This is a genomic window from Endozoicomonas sp. SCSIO W0465, assembly GCF_023716865.1.
GTDB lineage: Bacteria > Pseudomonadota > Gammaproteobacteria > Pseudomonadales > Endozoicomonadaceae > Endozoicomonas.
Map to the genome: position 1 here is coordinate 2790734 of NZ_CP092417.1, position 20746 is coordinate 2811479.

Here is a 20746-nt window from a genome sequence, read left to right on the forward strand (position 1 = left end):
GATTCCAGAGATCATCGGGCTTCACGGGGCACTTGGCCAACCCATTACGAATGATTTATATCGAACCATAAGAAAAAGGTATCGTATCCTGCTATTTCCGCATTTTTCATCCTCCCGTCTCTTCGGCTAAGTTTCTCCCAGTTCATGACACAAACGTACAGCAAGCTAACCGATTTACTCTTTTTCCAACAGAACAAAGGCATTCAGATTTATGTTTGCAGTAATTACATGTGTGGGGTTCATGGCCTTTGTGGCCTGGTACTCCTGGTATAAAACCAAAGGTACTGTCGACTCAGCCGATGGTTATTTTCTCGCTGGCAATGGCCTTGGCAGTGTCTTTATTGCCGGGTCGCTGCTGCTGACCAATATCTCTACTGAACAGCTTATTGGCCAGAATGGCACCGTCTATTTTGGTAACCTGACCGCTCTGGCCTGGGAAGTGTGGGCTGTTCGAGGCATTATTCTGCTGGCCTGTCTGTTCCTCCCTATGTACCTTGGTGGTGCGTTTGCCACTATGCCGGCATTTCTCAAATCCCGCTACGGAGAAGGCACCCGCCGTCTGGTCGTGGGATTGTTAATGTTTGGTTATATCTTTGTGTGGTCCCCTACTGTCCTTTATGGGGGGTCTTTGGCGTTGATGAAACTCCTGGATGTCCCTGCCATGACAGGGTTGAGTCAAGTCGGGGCGTTATGGCTGGTTACCTGGGTAGTGGGTATCATCGGTGCCATTTATGCCATCGCCGGAGGTCTGCGGGCTGTTGCGATTTCCGATACCCTCAACGGTATTGGGTTACTGGTCGTTGGCAGTCTGATTCCGGTTTTCGGTCTAATGGCTCTTGGCGATAAACTCGATGGTGGTATCAGTGATGCGCTTTATCATATGGCCACCACTCATACAGAAAAACTCAATGCTATTGGCGGCAGCAGCAGCGTTGATGTTATTCCCTTCTCTGCCATCTTCACTGGGTTGCTAGTGACGGCAACATTCTATTGGGGAACCAACCAGTTCGTTATACAACGTGCACTGGGGGCTGCCAGCCTTAAGGAAGGGCAGCGCGGACTGTTGCTGGCCGGTTTCTTTAAAATGCTGGTACCATTTATGGCCATGCTGCCAGGTCTCATTGCCTTCCACTTGTTTGGTCCGGGTCTGGAACCAAGAGATATGGCGTATCCGGAATTGGTAGCAAAAACATTACCGACACCCCTGGTAGGTCTATTTGTTGCAGTGTTGCTGGGTGCGGTATTCTCCACTTACAACTCACTGCTGAACTCAGCGGCTACCATGTTTGCCCTGGATATCTACAAGCCTTTTGTCAATCCTGAGGCCAACGACAACCGACTGATTTATGTATCAAAAGTCTTTGCGATTATCTGTGCGATTGCCACGCTCTTTGCTGCACCTGGTCTGTTGTACGTTCCAGATGGTTTGTTTGTCTTCCTGCACAAGTTCTCTGGCTTCATTGCGGTGCCAATTGTTAGCCTGGTACTTCTGGGATTGTTTGCCAAACGACTGGGAATTTCCCCAAAAGCAGCGCAGTTCGTTATTGTTTTCCACGTCATTACCTACTATCTGCTGGTATGGGGTATTGAGCGGGCGCTAGGCATTAAAATACCAATCCACTGGATGCATATTTTTGCCCTGCTGTTTGTCATAGAGTGCGCCATTCTGGTGATCTGGGCTTTGGTTAAACCCTACAAAAATGATTTCGCCCATGTTCATGCACCAAGGGTTCCTATGATTCCCTGGCGGTACGTCATGCTCACCAGTAGTGTTCTGCTCAGTATTGCGGTCATGATGTATGTCGTGTTCTCCAATGTAGGGCTAGCCTATGTCGGTGGAGTCGTCTCCCCATCATTCTGGAATTATTTCCTGGGTATTGGTGGTATTTGCACCGCTGTTTGCATCTGGTCACATGTTAAACTTCAACCTGTTTACGAGCGTTATGCCATCAAACACTTCGGTACTGAAGCAGATAAGCAGGCCTATGAACTGCAACAAACAACACAAGTAACTTATCGGACAGTTGAAGTAGAATAAGGACTGAATAATGGATCAAATATCAGTAACCAGACCCAATATCCTGTTTATTTTACTGGATGATTTTGGCTGGCGAGACCTTGGCTGTTACGGTAGTGACTTTTATGAAACACCTCGATTGGATCAGCTGGCACAAGAGGGTATGCGCTTCAGTAACGCTTATGCCGCATGCCCGGTTTGTTCACCAACACGGGCCAGTATCCTGACAGGACAATACCCTGCAAGAATTGGGATGACCCAGTGGCTTGGCGGATACTCTGAAGGAAAACTGGCTCACGTTCCTTATATTGACCACCTGTCGCCAGACTACACAACCATTGCCGGTGCGTTGCACAACCATGGTTATGAAACCTGGCATGTGGGTAAATGGCATCTGAGTAAGCATGGCGAGGAGCGATTTGACAGCTATCCGGAAAAACTTGGTTTCGATATCAATATCGGTGGCTGTGATTGGGGGCAGCCTAAAAATGGCTATTTCGCCCCGTACGGTCTGGAGACGTTGGAGGATGGCCCTGATGGAGAATACCTGACCGACCGGATCACCGATGAAGCCATTGCATTGATTGAGCAATCCGGAGACAAGCCCTGGTTTATGCATCTTTCCCACTATGCCGTGCATACACCAATCCAGTGCCATGAAGAATTGGTGCAAAAATACCGGGAAAAGGCCAGGATGCTCGGCCGTGACCAGACATCACCTTTTATTGAAGGTGACCACTTCTCCTGTTATCACAAAAAGGATGAAAAAATCCTGAGGCGTATTGTTCAGAGTGATCCGGGCTACGCGGCAATGGTTGAAAACATTGACTGGAATATTGGCAGGGTTCTGGACACGCTTGAGTCTACCGGACAGAAAGATAATACCATTGTCGTTTTCTTCAGTGACAATGGTGGTTTGGCAACCTCTGAAGGCTCACCAACCTGCAACAGCCCTCTGTCAGAAGGCAAAGGCTGGATGTATGAAGCCGGCACCCGGGAGCCACTGATCGTCCGCTGGCCGGGCAACGTCAAGCCCAACACGATCAGTCATGAGATCATGACCAGTACGGATTTCTTCCCGACCTTCCTGGAGGCCGCTGGTATCGACTTAATGCCGGAACACCATCAGGACGGTAAAAGCATTCTACCGGTTTTAACCGGCGAGCAGTCCTTTGAACGGGGCGCTATTTTCTGGCATTACCCTCATTACAGCAATCAGGGTGGGTTACCCGGTTGTTCCGTTCGGGAAGGTGACTGGAAACTCATTGAGTTTTTCGAAGATGAACATCTGGAGCTATACAATCTGAGAGAGGATATATCAGAGGAGCATAATCTCTCGGAACAGTATCCGGAAAAAACCAAAGCACTTTATCAACAGTTACAGGAATGGAAGGCGAGTGTTAAAGCACGCGTACCTGAACCTAACTTGAATTCTTAAGGTAGACATTAAGCTCCACCCACTGCACAGAAGCCTAATCTTGTACGCCCTGAACAACCATCCCGTGCAGGGTGTTCTCGTTTCGCATTATTTCCCCAGAAGTCCAGTAGCTTTTTAATGCATGAGACCAATGACTTTCCTGCATTCATCAACGATGAAATCACATTACCAAACAGGTGAGTCCCACTTTTCATCACCTTGTGCGTCGAGATTTCCTCAATGCTCCCACTTTCACAGAGGTTCGCCTGTGCAGCATGGGCAAGGTACCTTTTCAACGTCACAACCACAAAGGACATCAGAATCAGGCTAAACACCAGTGTCGCTGATTTGGTGTTAAAACGATGCCACCCTGAATAGGATTTGATCTCTTTGAAAATCAGCTCTATCTGCCACCGTAGACGATAGGCCTGGAGCACATCACTCAAGGTGAACTCCACCCGGTTCAGGTTGGTCACAACGAAAACCCACTTCTGTTTTTTGTCATTCCAGCGGACAACCAAGCGGAATGGCCAGGCTTTGAATCCCGGCCATTCTACATCCAGGTCGAGGCACTGGTCTTTGGGGAAGCCAGACAGTACATCCTTCAGTTTTTGTCCTTTGTAGCGATTGAGATTCTTGCCATCCTCCCGTACCGCGCTGAGTATCGTCGGGTTGATACTCTGAGGTGCCTTGCAGATAAAAGAACCCTCCCTGTCATCAATAGCGGCAAAGAGTTCCAGCTCAAAATAACCGGCATCCATTAGCATCAGGATATAGGCCATGGATGTTGGCAGTGGTGGCAGACAGTCTCTTTCTGAACGGGTATCTTCAGTCAGCTGCACCCGCACCAGGTTGTTGGTGAGAAGATCCATTGTCGTATGAAGCTCGACGGCAGCAGGACTGACCGTTGAGAACCTGCCGGGAAATGCTTCTTTCAGGGCATCATAGACAGCTTGTGACGAACCGTCCTGAATCAGAATGTGCTCAAACTCTGAAAATGGACTGTCTTCATCAAACGCCATGACTTTGCGGGAAAATATTTCCAGACACTGCACCCATAGCCACAGGATAAGAGTAGGCAGCGCGTCCTTTTTAGCCTGATTTGCCCAAGAACGATAAGAGACATTCAGCCCCGTCAACTCGTTAAATTTACGGTGTAGATCCGCCTGGGTATCGCAGTTTCCATCACCAGCGAGGGCATCGATCAGTGAGAGGATAAAATCCAAAGGACGGATATCTCGCTGTCGTATAGTAAAACCAAGCTGTTCCGCCATACTTAGGAGTTCTGACCGGTCGAAACAGGTCAACAGTTTTTTTCAACTAATCTACTATTTGCAGTACTCATCTTGTTCAGCCATTGATAATGGTTTCGAAGCTTTATTGTGGCTGTTCAAGGTGGGTTCTGCCGCCGGAAACGAACCTTTTTTGAGCTTAATGTCTACCCTAAGAACTTGAATTATAAAGAACAATTTGGTGTTCAATAAAACTTGAATTTGATTCTTTAAACTTTTAATCAAACATTTAATTAAGCTTTTAATTAAATATTGTCAGCCAATTAACTAATTCCCGCCCAATGCTTTTCAGAAAGTTGAGGGGAAGTGTGTGCCTTGAAAAAGGTGGAAACCGATAGTTATTAGCTGATTATCAGATACTGAGTGATAATGATGAACAATCAGAAGCTGAAAAAAATATCATAGGTCTTGCCGGTTTACTGCTGGCATCTTCAGGCGTATTTGGTGATATGACGCCTATTCAATCAGGTCAGGACTGGTTGGATACCAACGGGAACCTGATCGAAGCCCATGGCGGTGATGTTTTCCATGCAAACGGAAAGTTTTACTGGGTTGGCCAGGACAGAACCCATAACAACAACACCTTCAGAGCGTTAAAGTGTTATTCATCCGATAATTTAACCGAATGGACGCTGGAAAATGACAGCCTGACACCGGCCAAAAATCCGCAACTGCCAGCGGAAGTTATTATTGCCCGCCCCAAAGTGGTCTATAACGAACTGACCAAAAGCTATGTCATGTGGTTTAAATACCGTCACCCTACCGGTATTGATCCAAACATGAGGGCGGGGGTTGCCAGCAGTTCTGAACCCTGTGGTGATTACCAGGTAGAGAATGTTTTCTTCCCCACCGTTGATAACGTGTCCCATTATGCTGGCGATACGGCGATGCTGGTAGACGACGACGGAACCGGTTATTACGTTATTTCATCCATCGGTGAGCTGAAAGATGGCAAGATGGGTACGCTGGTCAATGGCTCCCGTGATCGCCGAATGAAAGTCTTTAAGCTGACCCCGGATTTCCGCAATGTTGCCGAACTGCTGTATGAATTCCCATTAGAGACGGACCGCAAAGCTCGCCGTGAGGGACCGGCTCTGGCAAAAATTGATGGCAAGTACGTCATGCTGACATCTGGTACCCAGTCCTGGAAGCCAAATCAGCAGAAATACTCCATTGCATCCTCGATGGCTGGCCCCTGGAGTGAGTGGAAAAACATTGGCCCCAAATCAGGTTTTAAATCTCAGACTGCTTATGTCATTCCCGTCCACGGCAGTAAACAAACCACCTATATCTATGGTGCCGACCGCCATGTGGGTAAAAAGTTGATTGACTCCCGGTACGTCTGGTTACCCATTGAAATTAAGGACAGTCAGCTGGACATGAGGCTGACTCTTGATCACATCTCTCCAGCGCTGAACTGCCGGGCTATCTGCCAGGTTTTTACCCGATCCTGCAATTTCGCCCAGCCTTCCCATACCACTAACCAGCCGGGCTGCCCTGTATGCTTTGAATCACCCCAACCACCAAGCCGAGCAATCGTTTGAAGCAGCCAAGTGACTGTTGGCGGCTTATCGGGCAACGCTTTTTTTTCATAGGTTAGCCAGAGAACCTGCCATTCATCATCACTGACCACCTCATTCGCGAGTGTTTTTTCACTCCAAAGCTTTCTGTCTTTGTGCTGCCTGTCATTCGGTAACATTAATGCTTCACGGATTTGCATTAGTCTGACAGCGACAAACATTAATATGACCGCAAGTCGTTCAATGTTATCCGGAGATTGCAGACGAAGCCTTTCTACTCCTGCTCCCGATTTCCAAGCCTTATGGAACTCTTCTATTCGCCATCGGAGCTCGTAAAATCGAATGATAGAGCGACAGTCTTCGAATGTTTCAATATCTTCAGTTGTCAATAGTACCCAGTGCAAACGGTCTTCGGAGTCATTGCCAATCTCTTCAGCCGACACAATATTCATAGTTACCGGTTCCGGCCTGCCGCCTGGCCTTTGCGGCGCCTGTATTGTCATCTTCTTTCTTTTGACCTGCAGCGTTGCCTTTCGCTTCTTTCTACCTCCTTTTTGAGGACCCACTATCGTATATTTCCCCAACACTTCAGTCTGAGCTAAGGAATCAAATAATAAGAGTTCGCCATCCACCAGGATTCTGTTTTGTGTAGCTCTTACAACAAACCGCTGTCGGTTATCCAGTTTGTAGTGCATATATTCGTATATATCCGCCTCCCGGTCGCAAACACTGATGATGTCAGGCATTTTACCCCCCATCCTTTGTTCTGTGTTTTCAGAGGCTCTTTGCCACTTAAAGCTTTCCTTTCCCTCGTAAGGTAGCTGACGACGTTGGTTCTTTTTCCCCCGCTGAACGTCCTCTCTAACCCATCGTTCTTGATCAATAAGCCCAATGCTTCGCTCTGTATCCGCATCAACCAAGAAGACAGAGTGGACGTGGAATCCTCTGGTTTTAGAGCCTTCAGGACCTCCAAGATCACCAAGCTCGGATCTGACAGCATGTTTATAACCCAGGGTTGTTGTATCTTCGAGAGCCAGAAGTAGGCGAGACTGTCTCGCTATTTTGGCAGTTGCCTGAAAGCCTGCCTCAGCTATTGCTTCAGGCTTTACGGCCTCATTCTCAATCAGCCGGTAAGCTCCAGTTACCAGTGCGGTATAACCTTCGCATGAAGATGACAAAGAATTACCGGTATGAGCTGAAAGCTCGGCAGCAACTTTGACAAGTCGTTTTGTACGTCGAGTATCGCCCAAATCAGCACATCCAAAAGTTAGTTCTGACCATGGTTTAGGAGAAAGTGGAAGCATGACCTGTTTTATCAGTGAGAAATGATAGAACAAGGTAGCTATTTGTGATCAAGAGACAGGACATGAGGTGGTATGACGGCTGGAGCATTGATACAAAAACAGGATTATGGCAAGCCAGCGCCAAATAATACATAACGAGCTCTCCTTTTTTTATGCCATTGAGAGAGCTCGTTTATCCAAAACAAACTGATCCATTCAAAAAGATACAGGACATCGATGTGAAGTCTTATCGCAGGAATCTGTGCCTGATTATTTGTATCATTTTGTCAGCATTTCACAGTCAGGCATCCATTGCACTGGGAAAAAATAAGGCTGATAAAACCAATAAGATTACCAGCTTCAACAAAACCACCCAGATAAAAGGCAAGTGGTACGGGTTAAAACTTCATGAAAACCCATCCGGTGTCTTTGATAAATTTACCATCTCCACCTCAACGGACGATAAAGCCACATGGTCTGAACCGACTGTGGTATTAAGTCAGGAGGATCTTGCCAACAAGGGGGCAGATCAGCATGAAGACTATACGCGATCAAAACTCGCCGCTGTAAAATGGCTGATGTGTCCAGCTACCGGGAATATGTCAATTTGGGCCAAACGACACGGCATTGATGAAAAAGGTAAAATTATTCGTAACTGTTCAGCACCCCCACATAAATCTGGAATTTTCTGATTTTTATACCATCCTCTTAAGCACCATTTTTCCACAATATTCGCCAGCATGATTCCAGAACTACCCGCAACTATGTCGGCTGAGATTCTCTTGAAAGAGAATGCAGAGCTGCGGATGAGAGTTGCCTGTCTGGAAGAGCGATGTCGAGAATTGGAAGAAAAGGTTGGCAAGAACAGTCAAAACAGCAGCAAGCCGCCATCGTCTGATGGTTATCAAAAACCTTGTAAAAACAGTAATTCTCCAGATCATTCTGACGACCTTTCCGCAGATAAAGGTACCGATCCATCGGATGAAAAACCCAATCCTAAAAGTCTGAGACAGTCTTCTGGTAATAAAGCCGGTGGAAAGAAAGGGCATCAGGGCACTTGTCTTAAACAGGTCGATATCCCTGACTATATTGAGTACCTTCCGGTTAAAGAATGCAATAAATGTCAGGCGTCTCTTCTTGATAGTGAGCCGGTCAAATATATTGAACGACAGGTGTTTGAACCAGGGAGACCGGGTGAATTTGAAGTAACGGCCCATAGAGCTGAAGTAAAAATCTGCACTTGTGGTTGTCGGAATCAGGCTGAATTCCCGGAAGGTGTTACCGCTGCCGCACAATATGGCTCAGCCACACAGGCTATGGCCGTCTATCTTAACCAATACCATTTCCTGCCTTTTAAGCGCGTGTCAGAGTATTTTAATACTCTCTATAAAATGAGTGTAAGTGCAGGCACTGTCGCCAATTTTGTGGCCAGAACCTATGAAAATCTGGCTTCTACTGAAGAGGTTATTCGTGACGCCTTGCGGGAATCGTCTGTTGCCGGAGCCGATGAAACGGGTATGCGGGCCGAGGGCTCTTTGCACTGGCTACACGTTATGCGGGATGAACAATGGACGCTCTACTACTTGTCTGAAAAGCGAGGTCGTGAGGCCATGGACACGATGGGCATACTGCTAACATTTGCAGGGGCGTTCTGGTTCATGATCATTGGAAATCCTATTTTGCATATACGGCAACTCACGTACTTTGCAATGCCCATCACCTGAGGGAGCTTTTGGGTGTTGTTGATAGGGACAGCAATCAACTGGCGTTGCGATTGATGAAGCTACTGAGGCTTTCCTGGCATTACTGCAAGGGCTTTAAGACCATAGGTATGCTACAGATGCCAAGTGTTGTCTGTGAACGAATCGAGAAGATTTATGACCGGTTGCTTCAGCGGGCTCTAATGAAAGAAGTCGTCTATATGGAGAAGCAACGAGAGGAGCTTAAGCGCAAGAAAGTCAAGAATACTAAAGCTTACAATCTCTTCAAACGACTCACTGAGTTCAAGGCTGAGACACTGCGCTTCATGTCAGATTTTACCATTCCCTTCGATAACAATGGCAGTGAGCGGGATGTTCGAATGGCCAAGTTAAAGCAGAAAATCTCAGGCTGCTTCAGGAGTGCAGACGGTGGTTCTATGTTTGCACGGATTCGCAGCTATTTGTCGTCTGCCAGAAAACAGGGAATGGACATATATCAATCACTTCATAGAGCTGTTCGGAATTACTGTAATATGCCTTTGCTCAGTGCTGAATAGTTACAATTATTCCACGAAAAGAGCTCCTGCGGGCAGCAGTCCTTGGTAGAGGAAAAACCCCTGCAGACAGTTATACCGACTCCATAATTATTGACCTTCCCTATGGCAATGCATCCGGTGATCTGGGACAGATCGTTGAAGATGGCGCCCTCTATCTTGCATCTGCTGATACCGAGCAGGGGATCATTCATATTATTGAGCTGAATGATCAATGCAGTGATATCAAGCCTGGTGGACCGCTTCAATCACTGCAGTGGTTTAATGATGATAACAGTGTTGATCACCGTGAAGCCCCGGCTATTTTCCGGGAAAACGATCATATCTTTCTGCTCACATCGGGTAAAACCGGCTGGCGTCCCAATCAGCACAAATATGCCTTCGCTCCGTCTGTTAGAGGTCCCTGGTCAGAAGAGCTGATACCGATTGGCGACAGCACCGCTTACCACTCTCAGGTTTTCAGTGTAAAACGTATTCGTTCATCCAATGGCTCCGGGCACAGTTCATTACTGTTTTCAGGGACACGTAATGCCGCTACCTGGAATGGAAAAGACAACCGCCATATCTGGATGCCACTGTATTTTAATACCGATACGGGTCTTGCCACCGTCATTCAGCACCCGTATCAGGAATAAATTTCCTGATACGGTCGCCCAAGAATTGAAATAATAGTCAACTGCCTTTCTTGTAATCCAACCACATGCTTTTCATGTCCATCGACCAATAGCACGTTGATACCCTGAAAGCAGAAAAACACCCAACGCGCTGTCGGGTTTTGGCAGGGTTTCCGCTTCATGTCCGGGAAAAACCGACTCTGTCGTTTTAGCTCATGCCTAATTCGATGCTGAATCGCCGCATACACTAACAGACACAGCGTCATCACCATCAGCAAGGCTTCTATTCGTTCCGGTTTCTTTAAAAACAGCGAAGAAACCAGAAACTCCGGGCTCTTCAAAAACCGAAAGCCACGCTCTACTGACTGTTGTGATTTGTAAGTACTTAGCACTTCTGCTGTACTCAGCCGACTGTCGTCCAGATCATTCGTCGCCAGCACAAAGCAACCCAGAGAACACTCTGCATCTTTGCGACAGTCAACGGATACCCAAGGATATCCGCTCACATAATATTCAATACTGTCCGGTTTAGAGCCTTTCTCCGGACGACCTACCTTGGTATAGCAGGGTTTCTCAGTAATGACAGGTTCCGCCTGACAATAAATAGTTTTTGACTGCCATTCATCGAACGCACGCAATGCGTCGGTTTCACACTTGAAGGCTTTTTTGGCCAGTTTACTGGTCAGCGATTCTGCTTCTTTCTCAGACTTCTTTAGCATTTTTTTCAGCAGTGTTTTTTGTTCGCTCTTTCGAGCCTGCTCGCTGCGGACCAGAATCCAGCGCTGGGAGACACCCGCATGATCTGACAGCATTTCATGACTCTCATAGCCCTCAGCACCCTCCACTGGTGTCATTTCACAAGAAGCGACACTGTCAATCAGTTCTCTGGCTTCTTTGATTTTTGACGGAACCCGGGTGATAAATTGCTGGCCCTGCTGATGAAGTATCTGTACGTTATCTGTTGTATAAAGTGCTGCATCACCAATCAGGTAGCGATTATTCAGGGCTTCCCGGTAGGATTTCAAATGGCTGCTGATGACTTTTTTAAAGTTTTTATTGTCGTTTACGTTGCCACTGGACGCTTTCATAAAAACGGGAATACCGGCCTGATTTTCCGTCATCATCAGCAGTATTGCCTGGTTGAGCTCGGGTCGATGATCCCTGCTGTATCCACGACAGAGTTTGATACAGTGCATATCTTCTTCGTCGACGTCAGATTCGCTGTTATAAACGCCGTCCACATGCAAGCTTGTTGAGTCAAGGTTCAGAGCCTTGCACGGCAGTTTTAAGACATTCACTGCCTTGACAGCCAGCGATAAATAGACCTCACTTACATCCAGTTCAAAAAGCTGATCCAGGGCTCTGCCGAGTACACTGTCGTTAATGTGTTCGGGTTTAATACCGGGCCTGATGAGTTTATCCAGCGGTTTATCAGCATGAAACTCCGGGAACATATGAAGCGTGCGGGCAGTGAACCCAAGGCCGTTAAGCAGCATTGATACTACGGTTTCGCCAAAGGAAATATTCCGGTGTTCAGATTGGTTAGGAACCAGGGAATCCAGATGATTAGAGATACCGAGTTCTTTGCACATACCGGCAACCAAACCCATATGATCGATACGTTGAATGTGGAACTGATGAGGATGCATTGGACATGTTCATTCTGAGAATTTTTTACATTTTAGCCGGTGTAGGGAAATTCTCAGATTGAGTGCTGAATGACGGTTGCCACCAACTACTACGACAAAATCATAATTGATGAAAAGCGAGGGACTGTCGAGGGTTATCACCTTGATCATGGCACACGACTCCCCATCATAAACGCTCGCCTGGAGAATGCTCAGGATGACCTGTCTGCACTGATTGATAATGACCTGTCCACTTTCTGGTACAACCGGAATGATAAAAAAAGGACGTCAGTTATTTTTGATCTGGGTGATACTCAGCTGATCAAGGCAATTAAGCTTAAGCACTTTGATCAATACAATGGCAAGATTGATGTCACCCTCCGTACCCCCCGGCTAAAAGTCGAGGTGGGTAATGGTCAGGATTTTACGACTGTTTTTGAAGATATTGTCGGTTCTATTAACTGGCTGCAGACGGTTAACCTTCCTGAAACGTCCGGGCAATACCTGAAACTGTCTTTGATTGAGAACCATAAAGGCAACAGCAGTGGTACGACCAACGACTTTGGTTTTTATGAGGTAGAAATCTGGGGAAACCAGGCAGAGACGTCACCACAACTGTTTTCTGATTTTGAACACAAACCTTCAGAAGCGTTAGCTCCGGGATGGCAGGTATCAGCAAGTACAGATACCACCGCATCCATCATTAACCAATCAGGTAACCGGGTTCTTCAATTAGAGGATTAAAACGGTAATGGACGTGTTAACGTCAGCTATCCATTCATTGCGCAGAAAGGGGCGAATATTCAGGCAGCACTTCGTTTCAATCTGTCCAGACTTGGGGCCGGTGAGTATATTCGATTGATGTCCGGTTCAAAAATGCTGATCAATATCGTCAATTCAGTAAAACACAAGACCTTGGCCATCACGGATGCCAAATTCAGAGAAACAAGCATCGCCCATATCAACAGTAACAAATGGTACCAATTAAGGCTGGCAATTAATACGGACGCAAACACTTTCGATGTTTTTCTGGATAACCGACTGATCTGGGGTGGTGCTCAATTTGCTGAGCAAGGTGATTTTCTTGACTCCATTCGGATTGGTACTGCCACCAAGCAGACAGAAAGCAAAATACGACTTGATGATATTAGTGTTCATGGCCAGATCACTAAACATTAATTCGACTGAACACCAACAACAAACATTTATTGTAACTATTCAGCACTGAGCAAAGGCATATTACAGTAATTCCGAACAGCTCTATGAAGTGATTGATATATGTCCATTCCCTGTTTTCTGGCAGACGACAAATAGCTGCGAATCCGTGCAAACATAGAACCACCGTCTGCACTCCTGAAGCAGCCTGAGATTTTCTGCTTTAACTTGGCCATTCGAACATCCCGCTCACTGCCATTGTTATCGAAGGGAATGGTAAAATCTGACATGAAGCGCAGTGTCTCAGCCTTGAACTCAGTGAGTCGTTTGAAGAGATTGTAAGCTTTAGTATTCTTGACTTTCTTGCGCTTAAGCTCCTCTCGTTGCTTCTCCATATAGACGACTTCTTTCATTAGAGCCCGCTGAAGCAACCGGTCATAAATCTTCTCGATTCGTTCACAGACAACACTTGGCATCTGTAGCATACCTATGGTCTTAAAGCCCTTGCAGTAATGCCAGGAAAGCCTCAGTAGCTTCATCAATCGCAACGCCAGTTGATTGCTGTCCCTATCAACAACACCCAAAAGCTCCCTCAGGTGATGGGCATTGCAAAGTACGTGAGTTGCCGCATATGCAAAATAGGATTTCCAATGATCATGAACCAGAACGCCTGCAAATGTTAGCAGTATGCCCATCGTGTCCATGGCCTCACGACCTCGCTTTTCAGACAAGTAGTAGAGCGTCCATTGTTCATCCCGCATAACGTGTAGCCAGTGCAAAGAGCCCTCGGCCCGCATACCCGTTTCATCGGCTCCGGCAACAGACGATTCCCGCAAGGCGTCACGAATAACCTCTTCAGTAGAAGCCAGATTTTCATAGGTTCTGGCCACAAAATTGGCGACAGTGCCTGCACTTACACTCATTTTATAGAGAGTATTAAAATACTCTGACACGCGCTTAAAAGGCAGGAAATGGTATTGGTTAAGATAGACGGCCATAGCCTGTGTGGCTGAGCCATATTGTGCGGCAGCGGTAACACCTTCCGGGAATTCAGCCTGATTCCGACAACCACAAGTGCAGATTTTTACTTCAGCTCTATGGGCCGTTACTTCAAATTCACCCGGTCTCCCTGGTTCAAACACCTGTCGTTCAATATATTTGACCGGCTCACTATCAAGAAGAGACGCCTGACATTTATTGCATTCTTTAACCGGAAGGTACTCAATATAGTCAGGGATATCGACCTGTTTAAGACAAGTGCCCTGATGCCCTTTCTTTCCACCGGCTTTATTACCAGAAGACTGTCTCAGACTTTTAGGATTGGGTTTTTCATCCGATGGATCGGTACCTTTATCTGCGGAAAGGTCGTCAGAATGATCTGGAGAATTACTGTTTTTACAAGGTTTTTGATAACCATCAGACGATGGCGGCTTGCTGCTGTTTTGACTGTTCTTGCCAACCTTTTCTTCCAATTCTCGACATCGCTCTTCCAGACAGGCAACTCTCATCCGCAGCTCTGCATTCTCTTTCAAGAGAATCTCAGCCGACATAGTTGCGGGTAGTTCTGGAATCATGCTGGCGAATATTGTGGAAAAATGGTGCTTAAGAGGATGGTATAAAAATCAGAAAATTCCAGATTTATGTGGGGGTGCTGAACAGTTACCATTTATTTGATTATTTTTGGGTATTCACTGGGGGAGTAAACAATGTATACAGCGCCTTCTTTTAAGCTGAAGTTACTGAAATGCTCAGCGATCTCTTTGTTTGCCATCACTAATGTGGCATTGGCGGGGAATGTCCAGATTGGTGCAGAGTTCAGGGACTTTAATGAGCCCTATAAAGGTGAAAGCTACCAGATGCACTATGTGTCATTTGGCCTTAACCCTATTGCAGGTTCGCCCCTTTCGGTTGTTGCCAGAATAGACTATCGCCATATGGACCTGCCTGAGACCAGAACCTGGGATAACCGCTTGCGACAAACACTGGCTATTGGCTATCAGTGGAAATTTGGACAGTTTACCTGGGCACCCAAAGTCGGTTTTCGGCAACAGATTTTTGAGGGTAATAGCCGCTCTATAGAGTATCGTTTTTACCCGGGGCTTCGATATGATTTCAACCAACGTACCTCCATTAATCTCGCCGGCTGGATGGCACCCACAAAAAGCCATGGACGATTCCGTGATGATGGTGTCAATAAAAAACTGCGTACCACCTACGATGATTATACACATGAGCTTGAACTAAAACTGGGGCACTCTCTGTCGTCTAAACAGCGGGTAACCATTGGGCTGTACCATGAAACGTTTCGCAAGGAATATGAAAGCAGAGAATACGCAGGTATGGAAAGTGACTCCCTGCAGCTACGTCTCTATTATCGACACCGGTTCAATAATCTGACTCTGGAGCCTTATACCCGAATTGATTTAACCCAGAATCAAACCGATGGTGTTGGTAACGAAAGAAACCAGAAACGGAACCGTTACGGTCTGCTGGCCGATTATAAACTGACCAATCAGCTGTCCATCCTGCCTGAAATTTATCTGCAAGAATCTGATGAAAAAACCTGGAATAACGAAGATGCTACTCACCCGGAAAAGTATTACATGTATTACGGGTTGAACTTCCGATACAGCTTCAAATAAATCAAACATAAAGCCCTGTCATTGACAGGGTTTCCATCGATTGAATCAATAGTTGAGTCGTCTTATGTCCGCTGGAAAATACCTTCGCAGCATAACTTCTGCTGTGACTTTAGCGCTACTGGCATCGTCAGCCATTGCCGACCTCAAACCCATTGAGTCCGGAAAAGACTGGCTTGATACCCGTGGAAAATTAATCAATGCCCATGGGGGGACGTTGTTTCAAGCTCAGGACACTTATTACTGGATAGGTCAGGATCGTACCAAAAATACCAATCTTTTTAATGCGCTTAATTGTTACTCATCCACCGACCTTACCACCTGGACATTTGAAAATCAGGTGATGACCAGTAAAAGAAATACCGAGCTACCTTCTGATGTCATTATTGCCCGACCAAAAGTGATTTATAACCCGTTAACCGACAGCTTTGTTATGTGGTTCAAGTACCGCAGACCCGGAGGTATTGAACCCAATATGAGAGCCGGGGTAGCCAGCAGTCACACACCCTGCGGTGACTATAATGTTGAATCTGTTTTTTTCCCAACAGCTGACAGGGTTGCGCACTACGCTGGAGATAATGCACTTTATGCGGATGAAAATGGCAAGGGTTACTATGTTCTCTCATCCATTGGCGAATTGAAAGATGGCGAGATGGGCACCCTTGCCGAAGGCAAGATCATGCGTCGACTGAAGATTTTTGAGCTGACACCGGATTTTAGAAATATCGAGAAGCTGGTCTACGAATTCCCTGTTGAAGCAGTGCACAAAGAACAAAGGGAAGCCCCCGGAATTGTTAAAATGGGGGATACTTATGTCCTGTTTTCGTCGGGCACTATGGCCTGGCGGCCTAACCAGCAACAATACTCAACAGCACCAGCGATGACCGGCCCCTGGAGTCCCTGGAAAAATATTGGCGATGAAACGGCCTATGACTCTCAAACTGCCTTTCTTATTCCGGTCGTTGGAGATAAGCAAACAACCTATATTTATGCCGCCGATCGTCATGAAGCAGACAAATTGATTGATTCACGGTAAGTAGTTGATAATTTGCTTTCGGATAAATTGACTGAACGATTATTTAGTATTTGCAAACGAAATCATATGACTCTCTCCAAATGAAGCGAACACTCGTTCAACTTCCTTTTCAAATTCCGTGAAACTCTTGATTGACAATAGATTGAGCCATTCATACTTTACTTTCCTCCACAGGATCTCAATCAGATTGAGTTCAGGTGAATATGTTGGAAGAAAGCAGATCAGTAACTTTTTCTCAAGAGTCCAGTCAGCGATTCTGTCACGAAACTTTTTGCTGGTATGAATACTGGCATTGTCCACCATAACTACGGTGTAGCGGTCATTTGAACTGTATTTTTCATCCTCCATTTTCTCTGCGAAGTCGTCAAAGGCTGCAATCACTGTATCACTATTCACAGAGCCCACAACAGGGTAATGAAACAGCTCACAGCTCCGATTCATAAAGCCCAGCACGTTGATGCGCTTACTTTTGACTGATGGAATTCTGAGCTGCTTTCCTTTTTCCTGCCAGCCATATGGCACACAAGGTTCTTGAGTAAATCCGGACTCATCAAAATAAAACAAGTTTATTAACCCTTTGCGCTCAGCTTCCTGGGCGTCTTTCAGTGCAGTTTTACAACGCTGGAAATGCTCTTCGTCCCGTTTATGTTTGCACGATTTACGGAGTCTTTTGTAAACCAGTCCTAACTTTTTTACGATGTTGGCCAGAGTAAGTTTTGATGAGGATTTACCGGTCTCATCCTCAATTTTGGATTTTACATACGATAAACGACGAGGCTCTTCTGCTACTAACTCTTTTATGCGTTGCACTTCAGATTCATCATATATGCAAGATCTTCCACCACCATGTTTCTTATACAATGCACGAATACCATAGTCCTCCCAATCATCAATCCATTGGGAAACGGTCTGATATTTAATCTCAAGGATTTCTGCAATTTGCTCAAGGGTAAAGCCTCGATTACTCAATAGAAGACCATGAGCTCTTTCCCTGATACACCTCAGAGGGCCGTAGTGCTTGGCGTATTTCAAAGTTAATACAACAGCTTCATCAGTGATATTGACATACTTCATAGGTTGGGGACGTTTTAGTTCAAGACCCACTTATAATAGATTAAGGATCTCTTTCTTTGTCTGCCTGATAGTACGATCAAAATATCCATAAGCAAACTTTTAACTACTTATGTATGGCTGCCTATTCAGGCAGATGAGAATGGAGAGCTGAAATTATCATGGATTGACCAGTGGACAATTGATACCGAAACGGGAGAGTGGTTAATCACACAGTAATTTCCCGGTTCTGTTGATGTATTCTCATACGACGTTTTTCTGAACCACTGCGCTTCAACAGCCCCTCAAGAAAGCTGCGTGTAAATCAGATCACTTATTTACACGCAGTTCAGATAGAACCATCGATCAAAGCCTGTCCCTTAATGCAACGTATGCATGCATATATTAGGTTCAGATAGTACGGCGTGTATCAATAATTAAAATGAGCCGTTTTTTTCAGAAACCGTCACCGCTTTCTCAGGCCAGTCATCAGGAACAATAAATAAATGCAACGGTGCCTGAAGCGCTTGATGGACTGCCCTGATATAAACCGGTCGTCTTTGCTGCTGTAGCTGGCGCATCAGGGCATCATGATCGAGAAGTTCTGTGATGGGGCTCTGGTTTAACCACTGTACTTTCTGAGGAACCTGGTAGCTTATGTCGTCGGTAAACCGGGTGCTCAACAGGAACTGGTTTTGTGTCAACCAGTATCCTTTCAGATGATCCGGATTGCAGCGTTCAGGTGGTTGGCACAAACGAGATGCAGGGTGTTCCACTGTTGAGCCAATACCCGATTCGATGATTTCGGTCAGTGGAACCGTTCGTGACCCTGCACAATTCATTGGGTAAAGCGGATAGAAAAATCTGCCCTGTATCAGAATCTCTTTCTGCACAGGCTGTTCAATACCCAGCGTTAGTAAAGCTGCTTGCCCTTCATCAGTATCACTCAACAGGGCTTGATGATGGAGCAGGCGATCCATTTTTCGATCAAGCCGGTCCTTTAGCCCCGGCCCCACCCAATGTCGCCAGGGCGACCCCTGGTTACTGTTATTTTTACCAGAAATACCAAGATAAAATTTAATGGCCAGTTCCCGGTGTATGAACTGGTTTTTCAACCGGTAGATAAGGTCATATTCACCTATAGTGGCAGGCTGACCATTTTTCTCGCCTTTTACCTGAAGGTTGGCGGCCACGATCTGGCCTTCAGGAAGCTGGCTCAGCAGGAACTGCCAGAGGGTTTCGTAAAAAATGCCGAGCAGAGGATTGCTTTTTTGGTTTACCAGGCTGGCCAGAAGCGCCAGTTGCTGTTGGTCAGGAATCACCGGGGCTATTCCGGCCGGTAAGGGCTGACTCTTGATCACATCTCTCCAGCGCTGAACTGCCGGGCTATCTGCCAGGTTTTTACCCGATCCTGCAATTTCGCCCAGCCTTCCCATACCACTAACCAGCCGGGCTGCCCTGTATGCTTTGAATCACCCCAACCACCAAGCCGAGCAATCGTTTGAAGCAGCCAAGTGACTGTTGGCGGCTTATCGGGCAACGCTTTTTTTTCATAGGTTAGCCAGAGAACCTGCCATTCATCATCACTGACCACCTCATTCGCGAGTGTTTTTTCACTCCAAAGCTTTCTGTCTTTGTGCTGCCTGTCATTCGGTAACATTAATGCTTCACGGATTTGCATTAGTCTGACAGCGACAAACATTAATATGACCGCAAGTCGTTCAATGTTATCCGGAGATTGCAGACGAAGCCTTTCTACTCCTGCTCCCGATTTCCAAGCCTTATGGAACTCTTCTATTCGCCATCGGAGCTCGTAAAATCGAATGATAGAGCGACAGTCTTCGAATGTTTCAATATCTTCAGTTGTCAATAGTACCAGTGCAAACGGTCTTCGGAGTCATTGCCAATCTCTTCAGCCGACACAATATTCATAGTTACCGTTCCGGCCTGCCGCCTGGCCTTTGCGGCGCCTGTATTGTCATCTTCTTTCTTTTGACCTGCAGCGTTGCCTTTCGCTTCTTTCTACCTCCTTTTTGAGGAACCACTATCGTATATTTCCCCAACACTTCAGTCTGAGCTAAGGAATCAAATAATAAGAGTTCGCCATCCACCAGGATTCTGTTTTGTGTAGCTCTTACAACAAACCGCTGTCGGTTATCCAGTTTGTAGTGCATATATTCGTATATATCCGCCTCCCGGTCGCAAACACTGATGATGTCAGGCATTTTACCCCCCATCCTTTGTTCTGTGTTTTCAGAGGCTCTTTGCCACTTAAAGCTTTCCTTTCCCTCGTAAGGTAGCTGACGACGTTGGTTCTTTTTCCCCCGCTGAACGTCCTCTCTAACCCATCGTTCTTGATCAATAAGCCCAATGCTTCGCTCTGTATCCGCATCAACCAAGAAGACAGAGTGGACGTGGAATCCTCTGGTTTTAGAGCCTTCAGGACCTCCAAGATCACCAAGCTCGGATCTGACAGCATGTTTATAACCCAGGGTTGTTGTATCTTCGAGAGCCAGAAGTAGGCGAGACTGTCTCGCTATTTTGGCAGTTGCCTGAAAGCCTGCCTCAGCTATTGCTTCAGGCTTTACGGCCTCATTCTCAATCAGCCGGTAAGCTCCAGTTACCAGTGCGGTATAACCTTCGCATGAAGATGACAAAGAATTACCGGTATGAGCTGAAAGCTCGGCAGCAACTTTGACAAGTCGTTTTGTACGTCGAGTATCGCCCAAATCAGCACATCCAAAAGTTAGTTCTGACCATGGTTTAGGAGAAAGTGGAAGCATGACCTGTTTTATCAGTGAGAAATGATAGAACAAGGTAGCTATTTGTGATCAAGAGACA

Annotated in this window: 16 protein-coding genes and 2 pseudogenes; 9 read left to right on the forward strand and 9 right to left on the reverse strand. The window is 46.3% G+C overall.

Annotated elements, in window-relative coordinates; translation table 11 throughout:
• The first annotated feature begins 211 nt into the window (after positions 1-211).
• Both MJO57_RS12190 and MJO57_RS12195 read left to right on the forward strand, forming a co-directional pair.
• Positions 212-2038, forward strand: coding sequence for a solute:sodium symporter family transporter (locus MJO57_RS12190; RefSeq protein WP_256493284.1), 1827 nt, complete (start codon positions 212-214; stop codon positions 2036-2038).
• A gap of 10 nt (positions 2039-2048) precedes the next feature.
• Positions 2049-3455: a sulfatase gene (locus tag MJO57_RS12195; protein ID WP_252025618.1), complete on the forward strand. Its 1407-nt coding sequence runs from the start codon at positions 2049-2051 to the stop codon at positions 3453-3455.
• A gap of 8 nt (positions 3456-3463) precedes the next feature.
• Here the strand turns inward: MJO57_RS12195 and MJO57_RS12200 are convergent, their stop codons facing one another.
• A complete protein-coding gene (locus tag MJO57_RS12200) occupies positions 3464-4741 on the reverse strand; it encodes an IS4 family transposase (protein WP_256491761.1) in 1278 nt (425 codons plus the stop codon).
• 434 nt (positions 4742-5175) lie between these two features.
• Between MJO57_RS12200 and MJO57_RS12205 the strand changes: the two are divergent.
• Positions 5176-5934 (forward strand): annotated as a pseudogene (locus MJO57_RS12205) (family 43 glycosylhydrolase); the annotation flags it as partial.
• 188 nt (positions 5935-6122) lie between these two features.
• Here MJO57_RS12205 and MJO57_RS12210 read toward each other — a convergent pair.
• Positions 6123-7550, reverse strand: a complete 1428-nt coding sequence (locus tag MJO57_RS12210) for an IS4 family transposase (protein WP_252025620.1) — start codon at positions 7548-7550, stop codon at positions 6123-6125.
• A 520-nt stretch (positions 7551-8070) separates the two neighbouring features.
• Positions 8071-8271, reverse strand: a complete 201-nt coding sequence (locus tag MJO57_RS12215) for a hypothetical protein (protein ID WP_252025622.1) — start codon at positions 8269-8271, stop codon at positions 8071-8073.
• Here MJO57_RS12215 and MJO57_RS12220 point away from each other — a divergent pair.
• Positions 8270-9253 carry a transposase gene (locus MJO57_RS12220; protein WP_252025624.1) on the forward strand — a complete coding sequence of 328 codons (984 nt, stop codon included), beginning with the start codon at positions 8270-8272 and terminating at the stop codon, positions 9251-9253. The two genes, MJO57_RS12215 and MJO57_RS12220, sit on opposite strands and share 2 nt — an antisense overlap.
• A complete protein-coding gene (locus MJO57_RS12225; RefSeq protein WP_252027018.1) occupies positions 9181-9786 on the forward strand; it encodes a transposase in 606 nt (201 codons plus the stop codon). Before MJO57_RS12220 ends, MJO57_RS12225 begins: the two co-directional genes overlap by 73 nt.
• Before the next feature lie 245 nt (positions 9787-10031).
• Here the strand turns inward: MJO57_RS12225 and MJO57_RS32745 are convergent, their stop codons facing one another.
• Together MJO57_RS32745 and MJO57_RS12230 are read right to left on the reverse strand one after the other, a co-directional pair.
• Positions 10032-10154, reverse strand: coding sequence for a hypothetical protein (locus MJO57_RS32745; protein WP_256493285.1), 123 nt, complete (start codon positions 10152-10154; stop codon positions 10032-10034).
• Between the two features lie 254 nt (positions 10155-10408).
• Positions 10409-12046 carry an IS1634 family transposase gene (locus MJO57_RS12230; RefSeq protein WP_252021023.1) on the reverse strand — a complete coding sequence of 546 codons (1638 nt, stop codon included), beginning with the start codon at positions 12044-12046 and terminating at the stop codon, positions 10409-10411.
• Between the two features lie 69 nt (positions 12047-12115).
• On the opposite strand from MJO57_RS12230, the gene MJO57_RS12235 reads away from it, so the two are divergent.
• Both MJO57_RS12235 and MJO57_RS12240 read left to right on the forward strand, forming a co-directional pair.
• Entirely contained in the window at positions 12116-12769 is a 654-nt protein-coding gene (locus tag MJO57_RS12235; protein ID WP_252025626.1) for a discoidin domain-containing protein, read from the forward strand.
• A 132-nt stretch (positions 12770-12901) separates the two neighbouring features.
• Complete coding sequence (locus tag MJO57_RS12240) at positions 12902-13204, forward strand: hypothetical protein (protein ID WP_252025628.1); 303 nt, start codon at positions 12902-12904, stop codon at positions 13202-13204.
• A gap of 35 nt (positions 13205-13239) precedes the next feature.
• On the opposite strand, the gene MJO57_RS12245 is transcribed toward MJO57_RS12240, so the two are convergent.
• Entirely contained in the window at positions 13240-14754 is a 1515-nt protein-coding gene (locus tag MJO57_RS12245) for an IS66 family transposase (RefSeq protein WP_252017330.1), read from the reverse strand.
• A gap of 132 nt (positions 14755-14886) precedes the next feature.
• Between MJO57_RS12245 and MJO57_RS12250 the strand changes: the two genes are divergently transcribed.
• Positions 14887-15822, forward strand: a complete 936-nt coding sequence (locus tag MJO57_RS12250; protein ID WP_252025630.1) for a hypothetical protein — start codon at positions 14887-14889, stop codon at positions 15820-15822.
• Positions 15823-15925: 103 nt separating this feature from the next.
• Positions 15926-16855: a family 43 glycosylhydrolase gene (locus tag MJO57_RS12255; protein ID WP_252025632.1), complete on the forward strand. Its 930-nt coding sequence runs from the start codon at positions 15926-15928 to the stop codon at positions 16853-16855.
• A gap of 39 nt (positions 16856-16894) precedes the next feature.
• Here MJO57_RS12255 and MJO57_RS12260 read toward each other — a convergent pair whose 3' ends face one another.
• From MJO57_RS12260 to MJO57_RS33260, 3 genes and pseudogenes are all read right to left on the reverse strand, one after another.
• Positions 16895-17959, reverse strand: a complete 1065-nt coding sequence (locus MJO57_RS12260) for an IS630 family transposase (RefSeq protein ID WP_252018707.1) — start codon at positions 17957-17959, stop codon at positions 16895-16897.
• 383 nt (positions 17960-18342) lie between these two features.
• Entirely contained in the window at positions 18343-19266 is a 924-nt protein-coding gene (locus MJO57_RS12265; RefSeq protein WP_252025634.1) for a DUF1853 family protein, read from the reverse strand.
• Positions 19263-20688, reverse strand: a pseudogene (locus tag MJO57_RS33260) (IS4 family transposase). Before MJO57_RS33260 ends, MJO57_RS12265 begins: the two are co-directional and overlap by 4 nt.
• Positions 20689-20746: the final 58 nt, after the last annotated feature.